The sequence below is a fragment of the Anaerotignum sp. genome (genome assembly GCF_030625865.1).
In the GTDB taxonomy this organism is placed as follows: Bacteria; Bacillota; Clostridia; order Lachnospirales; family Anaerotignaceae; genus Chakrabartyella.
The window spans coordinates 65,388-78,383 of sequence record NZ_DAOUQB010000008.1; the positions used below are offsets into that span (position 1 = coordinate 65,388).

Below are 12,996 nucleotides of genomic sequence, written 5' to 3' on the forward strand. Positions count from 1 at the left end.
AGCAGAAACTCCATGCTCATCTAGCCAACTGGTATAAATATGACCTAAATTGTGTTATTTGAAATTCACCCCTATTGCCGCTGTTGCCCATGTTGCCCATTTGGGCAACAACTTTTGGGCAACAAAAAACCCCCTAACCGAAGTTAGAGGGTCTGAAGCTACTGAGGGGACTCGAACCCCTGGCCTGCTGATTACGAATCAGCTGCTCTACCAACTGAGCCACAGTAGCATATTTAAGAGGGTGGTATTTCCACCCTCAAATTTTACTTGTCATAAACCACTTTTAATCTATTTTTTATATGTTTTTGATTATCCTACCTTATCAGCAGTCACAGACCTGCTCATTACGAATGAGCTGCTCTGCCATTGAGCCACAGTAGCATATTTAATTTTAGTAACCATTTCTCCAGATTAAATATATTTTTCAAAAAAACGTGACATCATTGCTATTATAGCACACTGCACTACAAAATGCAATATTCCGTTTTATAACTTTAGAATTTTTAAAATTCGCTCCCTCATTGTTTATCAACAAAATCAGAAATATACCCACACACTTCAATAAAACGAATTATAAACATAAAAACCCAAATTGCAAAGCAATCGGGTTTTCATACTGATACATAAAAAACTTGAAATAACAGAACTCTCTTCAACCAGCTTTAACCTTGTCATCTATATGAATGACAGTAAAACAAAATCAATGTCCTTTATGCTTTGCTTTGCGTTTTTCTTGACGTAGTTCAAACTGTCTTTCTTTCTCCGCTTCCTTTTCCTCTTGAGAACGTTTTTTTCGTTCCGATTTTCCTTGCTCATGCTGAAGTTTTAGTGCTTGTTGGGCTTTTGTTCCCATGCCATTATTTTGAAGTTGTTTTTTTATTTGTCGTTGCATTCGTTTCGGATTAATCCGTTTTGGGGCAACAAACGCAACTTCGATGGATCTGCTAAAACGCAAGTCCGTCCAATTTTTTATGAGAAAATCGTACACCTCATAATCTCTTGGTTCCCCTCCAAACATAATTTTACAAACTTCATACTTTCCCTCTGATTCACGTTCATAAACGCCAATCCAAAAAGGTTCCTCGAAAAAAACTGTTAGCTTCGAAAAAATTTGCTCCATAAATACCCCTCCTTATTTGAATCGAAATACAAAGAAGGGACAACCAAGGAGGCAGGTTACTGACAGCTTAAGCCGCGTCCGGACTACCAACCGGACTGTGTTTTTATCTTTGCAGTTTATAATTATATCATATTTAAAAATATTATAAAAGAAACTATTTGATAAAAAGCTAAAAATCTTCTATCATTTTTTATAAATGTAGTCACTTCTTTATTTATAAATATTCCAAATTTTATCAACATTATCTTTAATATTTTCACGCCCAAAATATTTAACAAAAATAATGATATTATCCTTTTTTATAATAAGATATTGGCAATCATCTAACGTATTATTCCAAAATATAACTTTTTGAAATTTCACGCTATTTATTTCTGTAATAGATGATTTATGTTTATTATATTTATAAAGTTCATTTACAAATGGTTCAGCAAGAAAATCAAAAGATAATTCATAATATTCAATCATAATACTAGGCGTGTAGTAACTTTCCCCTTCCCACTTCATATTGTTAATGATACCGGTTTGACTTATTTGATATTGCACAGGGCTGAATAGTGATTTATTCATTAAAAAATAGTTTTCATCTTCATTATTATCATATTGTAATTGAGTTTGTTTTTCAATTTCTTTTAATATTTCAGGTGGCGCCTTCTGTATATGATTATTATAATAATAAGACTGTAGTGCATTACATATAGCCAATGTTGTAAGTATGAAGAATATTCCTTTTTGAATTTTAATAAACTTCTTTAAACCTATATAATTATGAAGATGTGATGGAATATTTGCCTTTGTATAATATAGTGTTTTTTTGAAACTAAAAAAGTTTAATAAACATAATAAAAGCATACTTAATAAAATAAAACTTATGTATATTGCTAAAAAAACTATATCATTTTTTAAAGCTAAACAAAATTGGGAATCCTGAGATGTATAAATTGTACTTCCGATTACAAATAATGGCCCCATAACTCGTAAAAAATCACTCAATTGTATTTTTTTGAAAATACGTTCAGATATACGGTTAAAAGTATTATCAATTAGGGAATTATTCTTCTCATTTATCTTTTTGTTAATGTATATATGACAATAGCCACCCTGATTTACAAAGGGCTCTTTAATAGTATATACATATTCCCATCCACTCTTATTATAAAATTCTATTTCTTCTTCAGTAGGACTTAATTCACCTTTAAGAGAATCATCTATATGGTAAATAACATTCTGAGGCTCTGTTTTTTCAAAATACATTTTAGATAAAGTCGCTTTTTTTAAAATCAATCCTTTTTTTCCCATATCTGAAAGCCAACATTCAAATTTAGAAAAATCATATAAAGGAAAGTTGTATGATTTTTTTATCATTTTATTTTTTTTCACTTTTTATAGCAAGGATTCTCTGTATCCAACAAAAATCCTTGACTTCTCCTTTTCATATGAATTATTTAAAATATTATAAACTAATTTATATGATTTGTTATAATAAATTAAAATTAGCATCATATATGGTAAAAATAACAATGCTTGCCTTATATTTTTTCAAAGCATTGTCCTTCCACTTCACAAAAATATGCGCAAAATGGGCTGTATCCTTTTTCAGACACAGCCCAAAATCTTTCTTATAACAGTTCCTTTTATCTAAATGCAAAATGTCCCAAAGTGCCGTTCTTACCGGTTGACACCTAGCCTAAGCCAGGTGGGTTACCGCAACCAAAGTATCTGCCTTCCCCCGCCCAAAGGGAATTATCTTGGGGCCTGACATAACCTTCGCATATAGGAATCCCGAGTCAGTTGTGTAGGTTCAAAAATGGTAAGTTCTCGAACACTTCAGGAATTTGTATTTACATTATACAACGTAATTCGCAATTCTTCAATAGGGAAACTTCTACATATTTGTCTTGTCTTTCAAAGAAGCAATTCCAACTAGAATTGCGCCAAGTAGCAATGCCCCATCTGCAACATTGAAAATTGGGGGGTTTTTACCCTTATTAATATATATAAAATCCGTTACATATCCCTTTTTCCATCTTTCCAAAAAATTCCCATAAGCACCACCGAGGGTGATCGCCAGAGGAATTGCATAATCGGGGGCATCTTTTTTGCTCAAGCAAGCACTCAAAAACAATACACTGTAAATAGCCGTTAATCCCCCTGTTATGCCGAGAATAAACTTTCTTTTCCCTGCAAATTTATGATATGCCATTCCGGAGTTCTTTATGTGCTGAAAATACAGGAGATTTTTGGTTATTTTTTTCCTTTTACCACGGGGCAATCGTAAATCCGCCCATTTTTTTGTCGCCAAATCCAAGCCCAAAACGCTAAAAAACACCAATAAACTTTTCAAAATATATCACCCTATTCCTAATTTTTATATTATTTTGTCTTAAAAGGCGTTATAACTACTTAATTTAGCTTGCCACAACTAAAGTACCGTATTATAATTTTATTACAGTAAACAATCATTTGTAAACAAAAAAAGAAAGAGGTGTAAAACTATGGCGCTAGTTACAACAAAAAAAATGTTTGAAAAAGCTTTTCAGGGAGGCTATGCCATCGGCGCATTTAATATTAATAATATGGAAATTGTTCAAGGTGTAGTTGAAGCGGCAAAAGCGCAAAACTCCGCTGTTATTTTGCAAGTATCCAAAAGTGCACTAAAATATGCACACCCCAAATATTTAAAAGCAATGGTAGATGCAGCTGTGGAAGAAACAGGTATCGACATCGCCTTGCATCTGGATCATGGTTCTGACTTTCAAATTTGTAAAGACTGCATCGAATACGGCTTCACCTCAGTCATGTTTGACGGTTCCCATCTGGACTATGAAGAAAACGTGGCACAAACGAAGGAAATCGTTGAGTATGCTCATGCAAGAGGTGTCGTTGTGGAAGCTGAACTTGGCAAACTTGCCGGCGTAGAAGATGAAGTAAACGTTGATTCCGCTCATGCTACTTATACAGACCCGGATCAAGCCGTTGATTTTGTAAAACGCACAGGTGTAGATTCTCTGGCAATTGCCATTGGAACAAGCCATGGCGCTTATAAATTCAAAGGAGAGGCAAAATTGGATTTTGACCGTTTGACAAAAATAACAGAAAAATTGGAGGCAGTAGGCTTCCATAACTTCCCTATTGTTTTGCACGGCGCATCTTCCGTAGACCAAAATTGTGTTGCAATGTGCAACGAATTTGGCGGAAATATTGAAGGTGCAAAGGGAATTCCTGCGGAAATGCTGAGAAAAGCATCTGCAATGGCCGTTTGCAAAATTAATATGGATACTGACCTTCGTTTGGCAATGACGGCGGCAATCCGCAAATCCTTTGGAGAAAAACCTTCTGCTTTTGACCCTCGTGGTTATCTTGGCGCTGCAAGAGATCTGATTCACGAATTGGTAGAAGATAAAATTAAAAATGTAATTGGTTCTACAAATTCCATGAACTAAAAATCTTGATTTCAAAGCTGTTCCGAAAACCGGAACAGCTTTTTATGAAAAGGAGGCATTTTATGTACGAATTAATTCAGGTTGCCGAAAACACCTTTTATATCAACTGCCCCTCAAAAATAGGGGTCTATCGTGTTTCCAATGATGCAGTCTGGCTAATTGATAGCGGTAATGACAAAGATGCCGGGCGTAAAATCCAAAAAATATTGGAACAACAAGGCTGGACACTAAAAGGAATTATAAACACCCACTCTAATGCTGACCATATTGGTGGAAACACCTTGTTGCAAACTAGATTGGGATGCCCTATCTACTCCACCCCAATGGAAAATGCCGTAATCGAAAACCCCATTTTGGAACCATCTTTTCTATATGGTGGCTATCCCTTCAAAAAGCTAAGGAATAAGTTCTTAATGGCGACCCCTTCAAAAGCCCATGATATTTCTTTGGCAAACCTTCCCCAAGGTATAGAAACCTTCCCTTTGGGTGGACATTTCTGGCAAATGATTGGGGTAAAAACACCGGATAATGTGTATTTTTTGGCTGACTGCGTATTTAGCGAAACAATTTTGGAAAAATACCATATCAGTTTTAATTATGATGTCACTGCTTTTTTCAAAACCCTTGATTTTATTGAAACCCTTGAAGGCACTCTTTTCATTCCTGCCCACGCAGAGCCCACAGAAGATATTCGTCCTTTGGCTGAATTAAATCGAAACAAAGCAACCGAAATACTCGATGAATTATTAAATATTTGTTTATCGCCAAAGTTTTTTGAAGAAATCCTTCATTCCATTTTTGAAAAATATGCTTTAACAATGGATTATGGCCAATATGTATTGGTAGGAAGCACCATTCGCTCCTACTTATCCTATCTTTACGATACAGGAAAAATCCAAGCATATGTAGAAAATAACTATCTTATGTGGAAAACGATCACTTCTAACCCATCTGAAAAATAATATGCTTTCTATTAAGTTTCCCCTTTATCTTCCAAATTTTTATTGACAATGAAATTATATCGGCGTATCATAGTTTAGTATTACATAAAAATGCCAAAAAAAATCTTGGATAAGCGCTGTTTCGACAGCGCTATCCTTGACTGTATCGGAATTTAAATTACGGAAAAGGGGGTTCATCTATGCGTTCCGTTGCCGCAGAAATAAAAGAAAACAAAATGGGTACTATGCCCATAAATAAACTACTCTTTAGTATGTCTGTGCCTATGATTATATCTATGCTAGTGCAGGCACTATATAACATTGTTGATAGTGCTTTTGTAGCACAAATCAGTGAAAATGCATTATCCGCAGTATCTTTAGCCTTTCCCATGCAAAACTTTATGATTGCCGTTGCCGCAGGTACAGGGGTTGGTACAAATGCCTTACTTTCAAAAAGTTTAGGAGCCAAAAAGTTTGATACCGCAAATAAAACAGCCAGTGTCAGTATTTTCTTGGCAATAATAAACTGGCTCTTCTTTGTCTTAATTTGTATTTTCTTTACGAAGTCCTTTTTAAGAGGACAAACAGACGTTGCCGAAATTATTCAGGAAGGTGAAACATACCTGCATATCGTCCTGATCGGTTCCCTAGGTATTTTTGTTGAGGTTGCTATGGAGCGTCTATTACAGTCCACAGGCCGTACGGTGTATGCTATGATTAGCCAAAGTGTTGGAGCCATAGTAAACATTGTATTAGACCCTATTCTCATTTTTGGTTTATTTGGCTTGCCAAAGATGGGGGTTGCCGGTGCAGCCATGGCTACTGTGATAGGGCAATTTATTTCCTGTGCAGTTGGCATCACCCTCAATTTGAAAAGAAACAATGAAATTCATATTCAGATAAAGAATATGCTGCCCAATCCAACCATATTGAAAAACATATACATTGTTGCCTTGCCATCCATCTTAATGATTTCTATTGGTTCCATTATGATTTTCTGTATGAACCGTATTTTGGATGGTTTTACCTCAACGGCTATTGCTGTTTTCGGCGTTTACTTTAAACTGCAAAGCTTTATCTTTATGCCGGTATTCGGGCTAAACAATGGTATGGTTCCAATTATCGCATATAACTATGGTGCAAGAAATAAGCTACGCATCAATCAAACAATAAAATTAAGTATTATCGCCGCGATAATCATTATGCTTGTGGGATTCGCTATTTTCCAAATCATGCCCGAAAAGCTTTTGGCAATGTTTAAAGCCTCGGAAAACATGGTTGCAATCGGTGTGCCAGCGCTAAAAATTATATCTTTCAGCTTCCTGTTAGCAGGATATAATATTGTTGCCAGCTCTGTATTTCAGGCATTAGGCAATGGTATTTACAGCTTAAGTATCTCCGTTGCAAGACAGTTGGTTGTACTTTTACCCGCCGCTTATTTATTGGCTCGTTTAGGGGAATTAAATAACGTTTGGCTTGCATTTCCCATTGCGGAAGTGGTAGCCTTTGCCCTTTGTTCCTTATTCCTCGTTCGAATTTTAAAAAGATTGGACTTTTAATTAAGACCAAAGGAATCCTACATTATACTACGGAAACAGTATTTTTTATAAGAAACAGACGAACAAAAAGCCTGTATTGTTTTATGTTGCAAAGCAACTTTTGCACAAAACAATCAGGCTTTTTTACTACTTAAAAAATTTTATTCCATTCTCTATCAACTTTACCACCGCACATAAAGACTCCTTATGACTCCAGAACCTGTAGCGCATAATCAACATATAAATTACAAGAAAGCAGCATTGCCTCCTCATCAATATCAAATAAACCATGATGCTGGGCAACCATCGTATTAGGATTTTCCGTGTTCCCTGTACCGATAAAGGCATACATCCCCTTTGTTACAGCCAAATAATCAGCGAAATCATCGGCTCCTAAGGCCTTTTGAAAATCCCCTATGATATCGGACTTGTCCATGAGCTTTTCTGCAACTTTCGTCACTTCTTCCACTGCATCTCCATCGTTAATCAAGGGGGCTGCATAATCCAAGAAGATTACCTCAGCCTCTGCCCCATACATTGCAGCCGTTTGCTTTGCAATTTCAACAACTCTTTTATTGGTAACTGTGCGTACCTCCGGCAAAAAACTTCTGGTTGTTCCTTCGATTTCCGCCTTTTCCGCAACAATATTATACTGGGTACCTGCTTTAACGACACCAACGCCTACCACTACGGTTTCCAAAGGTGCTGTACCTCTTGCAACAATGGACTGTAAATTTACAACAATCTGCGCTGCTATATAAGCTGCATCCACACCTAAGTGGGGTGTGGAAACATGGGCTCCCTTTCCTGTTATGGTAATTTTAAAATAATCACAACTTGCACATTGGGGACCCTTTGTCAATGCCACCTTTCCACTTGGCAGTCTGCTGGCAACATGGGCACCAAATACCCGATGGCACCCCTCCATCAGTCCTTCTTTTACAAAAAGTCTGGCGCCCTGACCAATCTCCTCAGCTTGTTGGAAAAATAATCGAACTTGTCCCGAAAAATTGTCCTCCAAAGACTTCAAAACTTTTGCCGCCCCAAGCAATGTTGCTGTATGGGCATCATGTCCGCAAGCATGGCAAAAACCCGGCCTTTGAGAATGATAAGGAACCGTTTTCAAATCCTCCATTGCAAGGGCATCCATATCCGCCCTTAACGCAACTACTTTTCCTTGGGAAGATTTTTTTCCATCAATCCATGCAAATACTCCTGTTTCCCCCACTCTTCTATGGGGAATTTTTAACGCATCCAGCTCCTCCTCAATTTTCTTGCAAGTTTCATACTCCTGCAAGCTAGCCTCGGGATGGGCGTGAAAATGTCTTCTTAACTGAATGATATAAGCTTTTTCCTTTATAATATAATTCTTCAGTGCCATATTCTTACCGCCTTTTCTAAACACAACTTTTTCTTATTATTCTAAAGTAATAATGTAAAACAGATGAGTCCATCGGCAAAAACCAATAAACCCATCTGTTTGTATTGGATGGGAAGCCCCCTCCTAAATTATTTTTATTTTTCCCAAGCGCAGATAAAGGCACCTTTGTATTCTTCATTAATTGTATTTTCGACTTCTTCTGTTTGGTATACCTCAACAATTTTATGATAAACTTCATTGTCCTTATCTTGGGTACGGCATGCAATTACATTGACCAACTGAGGAACTGCTTCATTTACCGCAGGATCAACATTTTCCGTAGCAATTGTATCATCAATAGGATCAAGACCCGCCGTATAAGCATTGCCACCATTGATAATTGCAGCAGCGCAGTCAGGCAAAATATTTGCCAAGGTAGCGGATTCAGCCTCTAAAATTTCAATTTGCTTATTGTATTTTGTAATATCCTGCTTTGTAGGAACATAGCCCTTAGCCGGATCACATTCAATCAAACCTACCGCTTCCAGTAATTTCAAAGCACGGCCACCGTTTGTTAAATCGCTGGGAATTGCAATCACATCTCCATCTTGAATGTCCTCAACGGAAGAAATCTTATCTTTATTATAATACATTGAAATAGGGGAAATGAAAGTATCACCAATATCTACAATATCATAACCCTTTGTTTCAATTTCATTTGCCAAGAATGCTTTATGCTGGAATGCATTTATATCAATTTCACCATCATTTAAGGCACGGTTAGGCGCTGCATAATCAGCAAATTTTACAAGCTCAACCTTAATATTATCATCCGCCAACAATTCGTTAATCGTATCCCACTGGGCATTGTACTCACCAACTACGCCAACCTTTATAACGGTTACATCACTGTTATCCTCCCCTGTCTGGGCAGTTTCATCTGTGCCGGCAGAAGAGCCGCAGCCTGCCAATCCTAATACAACCGTTGTTGCCAATGCCGCTCCAAATAACTTTCTTAAATTCTTTTTCATCATCATCTCTCCCTTTTTATATGTTTTCTTCATTTTTTTATATGCTTAAAATGTTTCCATTAAAGCGCCCATTATTAGTGTGTTGTTTTTTTAATGATAATGTTTCCAATACCTTGAAAAACAGTGATAATCAACAAAATAATAGCAACAGTTACCCAAATCATATCTCTGTAACCCATTTGATGTCCGTAGCGAATGGCAAAATCACCCAACCCCCCGGCACCAATGGCCCCTGCAATGGCCGTGATCCCAATTAAACTTACAAATGTAATCATTGTAATACGGGTAATTCCCGGGATACTTTCTTTCAAATAAACACTGAAAATAATTTCTCTAGGACCAAAACCCATGGCTTCGCTGGCTTCAATTAAACCATAATCCACATCTGCCAGAACGGCTTCAATCTGTCTGGCAAAAAAGGGAACCGTTCCCCCAATCAGTGCAACATAAGACCCTGTAACACCGGAGCCCGTACCCACGATAGCACGGCTAATGGGAATCAAAAGAACCATGAGAATAATAAATGGTATGGAACGAATGATATCAATTGCTTTATCCAAAAACTTATACACCACTGCGTTCTGCAAAAGCCCACCTTTTTTTGTAACAATCAGCAACACCCCTAAAATCAGACCCAGGACAAAAGAAATGGTGCCTGAAATAAAAAGCATCTGAAAGGTTTGCTTCGTACATTTTAATAATTCCCCTTGTAAGGGCTCCAAATTGGGAGCAATGTTATACAAAAAACTCATCCCCGAATCACCTCCAACTCAACTTTTCTATCTCGAATGTATTGAAGGGCTTTTTCCATGTTTTCCCCTTCTCCACTTAACACTACTACCAACTTTCCCAAGGGTTTATTCTTCAATATATCCACATTTCCAAAAATGATATTTGCCTGAACATGATATTCCTCTGCCAAATGAGAAATTACAGATTCCCCGGCATTTCCCCCTGAATAGGTAAGCAGCACCAGTTTTTCACCGTCTTTTATCTTTGTCAATTCATGCTCCTCTTCCAGAAGCTCATATATTTTATGAATATTGCTTGCCGTATCCATAAAATCTCTTGTCAATTTCTCCTTTGGATGGGAGAAAACATCGGCCGTTTCCCCTTCTTCTACCACACATCCCAGTTCCATAATGGCAACTCTGTCGCAAATATCCTTTACTACTGCCATTTCATGAGTAATTAGAACTATGGTAATTCCCAATTCATTGTTTACCTTTTTTAAAAGGTTTAAAATGGACTTTGTGGTCTGAGGATCCAAAGCACTGGTTGCCTCATCACAAAGCAAAACCTTTGGATCGTTTGCTAAAGCCCTGGCAATGGCCACCCTTTGCTTCTGTCCGCCGGAAAGCTGGGATGGATAAGCATCCTTTTTATCTGATAATCCCACAAGCTCCAATAAAGATAATATTTTTTCATGCTTTTGCGCATTTGACAACTTACTCTTGCGCAATGGAAAGGCAACATTTTGATAAACAGTACGGGAACGCAACAAATTAAAATGCTGAAAAATCATACCGATTTTTCTTCTTTCCTCTCTCAAACGAGACTCAGGCAAACCCATAAGGTCAACCCCATCAATGAGCACCTTCCCCGCAGTAGGTCTCTCCAAAAGATTAATACATCGAACCAATGTAGATTTTCCGGCACCCGAAAAACCAATAATACCAAATATTTCTCCTGCATCAATATCTAAGCTGACTTCCTTTACCGCATGAATTTGTTCGGCTCCCACACGGAAAGTTTTGCTTACTTTTTCCAGTTGAATCATACCATTCTCCTTCCTTCTCCCTCTCAATCCCAAGATATAAAAAAGCTCCCACCCTAAAATGATATATATCATTAGGGCGAGAGCATAGCTTCGCGTTACCACCTAATTTTATTTGTTTCTCACAAAACAAACCTCAACAAGTACGTCCAAAAATTATGGATAATACCCCGGCACTGTAACGGGCGCACCCGTCATGATCTAAATGAATTCGACCATGCAACTCCAAGACCATCTTCATCAGCCTATCTTTATCCTCTTCCACCAAACGAGGACTCTCTGTAAAAGCATCCGCTCACTACTCTTCTCTTCCAAGTCTTTATATCTTCGATTGGGTTAATCATAATACAACAATATTTTCTTGTCAATACCTTTATTTGATCAGCTTAAATTGATCCCTTTTCTATTGTGGAGTTATTGCCGAAAAAACCCCAATTTTTTTTCATTCAATATACAAAATTGCAAATGTTTTTTGCCTGGTTTCATCTTTTTCACAACGGAAATACCAATCTCTAATTGAATATTTTTTTCAATTTAATATTTTTTCTATAAACCAAGGAATAGTTTTCCAAAAACATTTTGAAAACAATATCCAACTTCCCATTCCACCTTCAAAGGTGTTTTTTTCATTCAATCAGCTTTTATTGGTACCTAATTATTTCCCGGGTAAAAACAGAAAAGCCTTTTTGCAAATCGCAAAAAGGCTTTAACCTTACTTCTTAGTATACCGTTCATTGCAACGGGCAAGAAAAAAAACACAAACAGCCAATAGCGCAATAAAAATCCAATAAAATACCTTATGAAAAGGGAAGACAACATCGATCAATGCCTTACCTACAAAAATTGTTCCCACTACCATCTGCCAAGTTCCAACTTCTTTCAAGTAAGCAGGTAAATTTTCAGGCTCTATCTTTTCCAACATTCGCTTAGTATACAGAGTTGTTTGTCCGAACAATGCAAATATGCCCCGGGCATAAAAATATATCCCCACAACAAAAAACAATGACATAATATTCCTCCCACTGCGCCGTCTGTTTATTGCATCTAAAACAGTTTCATGGTAAGATGTTTAAGCAATATTTCAATTTGAGCGCTTATTTGCTCTCTTATTCAAGCTGGTATGACGCTCGTTTGACTGCTTCATCCACTCCTTCATTTTATCCTCAAAATCTGAAGATGAATTGACAGGGGATTGAGGACGGAAATACTCCTCAGCAGGACTTGCAGGCTTTTGTGTCTGAATTGGCTTACGGAAAGGTTTCTCGGGTTTAGGTTTACGTTCTTCTTTTGGTAATGCATCACGGATAGATAATGCAATTTTATGAGATTCTTCATCAATGGAAAGAACCTTCACTTTAACAATATCGCCAACCTTTACATGGTCGTTGATATCTTGTACGAAGCTGTTGGCAACCTGAGAGATATGCACTAAACCTTGCACAGAGCCTAAAGAAACAATTGCACCAAAGGGTTTAATGCGTACAATCTTTCCTTCTACGATACTGCCTACTTCTAATTTTTCAGACATTCCAATATACACTCCCGTTCAGAATTTTAAGATTACTGGAACAGTATACCATAGATTAAACTTGAATACAAACAAAATCTAACCACTTTCTAAGGAGAATTTTATGAAAAAAAAAGACATCATTACGATCCATATTGAGGATGTTTCCTTTCCCAATAAAGCCTATGGCTTTGTGGATGGAGAAAAAGTTATTGTAAAAAACGGTATTCCCGGTCAAACAGTACAAGCCCAAATTATAAAGAAAAGAAGCAGTGGTAT

13 protein-coding genes, 1 tRNA gene, 1 other RNA gene and 1 other annotated feature are annotated in these 12,996 nt (G+C 37.0%); of the genes, 4 read left to right on the forward strand and 11 right to left on the reverse strand.

Annotated elements, in window-relative coordinates:
* Positions 1–156: 156 nt before the first annotated feature.
* From P9Q65_RS03910 to P9Q65_RS03930, 5 genes are all read right to left on the reverse strand, one after another.
* A tRNA-Thr gene (locus P9Q65_RS03910) sits at positions 157–229 on the reverse strand.
* A gap of 471 nt (positions 230–700) precedes the next feature.
* Positions 701–1,120 (reverse strand): YjdF family protein, encoded by a 420-nt coding sequence (locus P9Q65_RS03915; protein WP_304507981.1) that lies wholly within the window; start codon positions 1,118–1,120, stop codon positions 701–703.
* A gap of 210 nt (positions 1,121–1,330) precedes the next feature.
* Complete coding sequence (locus P9Q65_RS03920; RefSeq protein WP_304507983.1) at positions 1,331–2,485, reverse strand: DUF2812 domain-containing protein; 1,155 nt, start codon at positions 2,483–2,485, stop codon at positions 1,331–1,333.
* Positions 2,486–2,767: 282 nt separating this feature from the next.
* A non-coding RNA gene (gene ssrS, locus P9Q65_RS03925) (6S RNA) lies at positions 2,768–2,957 on the reverse strand.
* 48 nt (positions 2,958–3,005) lie between these two features.
* Positions 3,006–3,464 carry a signal peptidase II gene (locus P9Q65_RS03930; protein ID WP_304507985.1) on the reverse strand — a complete coding sequence of 153 codons (459 nt, stop codon included), beginning with the start codon at positions 3,462–3,464 and terminating at the stop codon, positions 3,006–3,008.
* Between the two features lie 151 nt (positions 3,465–3,615).
* On the opposite strand from P9Q65_RS03930, the gene fba reads away from it, so the two are divergent.
* From fba to P9Q65_RS03945, 3 genes are all read left to right on the forward strand, one after another.
* Complete coding sequence (gene fba / locus P9Q65_RS03935) at positions 3,616–4,563, forward strand: class II fructose-1,6-bisphosphate aldolase (RefSeq protein ID WP_304507986.1); 948 nt, start codon at positions 3,616–3,618, stop codon at positions 4,561–4,563.
* A 62-nt stretch (positions 4,564–4,625) separates the two neighbouring features.
* Positions 4,626–5,525: an MBL fold metallo-hydrolase gene (locus P9Q65_RS03940; protein WP_304507988.1), complete on the forward strand. Its 900-nt coding sequence runs from the start codon at positions 4,626–4,628 to the stop codon at positions 5,523–5,525.
* Positions 5,526–5,704: 179 nt separating this feature from the next.
* Positions 5,705–7,063 (forward strand): MATE family efflux transporter, encoded by a 1,359-nt coding sequence (locus tag P9Q65_RS03945; protein WP_304507990.1) that lies wholly within the window; start codon positions 5,705–5,707, stop codon positions 7,061–7,063.
* Between the two features lie 184 nt (positions 7,064–7,247).
* Here the strand turns inward: P9Q65_RS03945 and P9Q65_RS03950 are convergent, their stop codons facing one another.
* From P9Q65_RS03950 to P9Q65_RS03975, 6 genes are all read right to left on the reverse strand, one after another.
* Positions 7,248–8,423: a M20 metallopeptidase family protein gene (locus P9Q65_RS03950; RefSeq protein ID WP_304507991.1), complete on the reverse strand. Its 1,176-nt coding sequence runs from the start codon at positions 8,421–8,423 to the stop codon at positions 7,248–7,250.
* Between the two features lie 134 nt (positions 8,424–8,557).
* Positions 8,558–9,433 carry a MetQ/NlpA family ABC transporter substrate-binding protein gene (locus P9Q65_RS03955; protein WP_304507993.1) on the reverse strand — a complete coding sequence of 292 codons (876 nt, stop codon included), beginning with the start codon at positions 9,431–9,433 and terminating at the stop codon, positions 8,558–8,560.
* Positions 9,434–9,507: 74 nt separating this feature from the next.
* On the reverse strand, positions 9,508–10,185 hold the full coding sequence (locus P9Q65_RS03960) for a methionine ABC transporter permease (RefSeq protein WP_304507995.1): 678 nt from the start codon (positions 10,183–10,185) through the stop codon (positions 9,508–9,510).
* A complete protein-coding gene (locus P9Q65_RS03965) occupies positions 10,182–11,213 on the reverse strand; it encodes a methionine ABC transporter ATP-binding protein (RefSeq protein WP_304507996.1) in 1,032 nt (343 codons plus the stop codon). Before P9Q65_RS03965 ends, P9Q65_RS03960 begins: the two co-directional genes overlap by 4 nt.
* Before the next feature lie 69 nt (positions 11,214–11,282).
* Positions 11,283–11,533, reverse strand: a binding site (T-box leader).
* Positions 11,534–11,922: 389 nt separating this feature from the next.
* On the reverse strand, positions 11,923–12,219 hold the full coding sequence (locus P9Q65_RS03970) for a hypothetical protein (protein WP_304507997.1): 297 nt from the start codon (positions 12,217–12,219) through the stop codon (positions 11,923–11,925).
* 72 nt (positions 12,220–12,291) lie between these two features.
* On the reverse strand, positions 12,292–12,738 hold the full coding sequence (locus P9Q65_RS03975) for a S1 RNA-binding domain-containing protein (RefSeq protein WP_304507998.1): 447 nt from the start codon (positions 12,736–12,738) through the stop codon (positions 12,292–12,294).
* Between the two features lie 103 nt (positions 12,739–12,841).
* Between P9Q65_RS03975 and P9Q65_RS13385 the strand changes: the two genes are divergently transcribed.
* On the forward strand, positions 12,842–12,996 hold a 155-nt coding region (locus tag P9Q65_RS13385), incomplete at its 3' end, for a TRAM domain-containing protein (protein ID WP_442870835.1).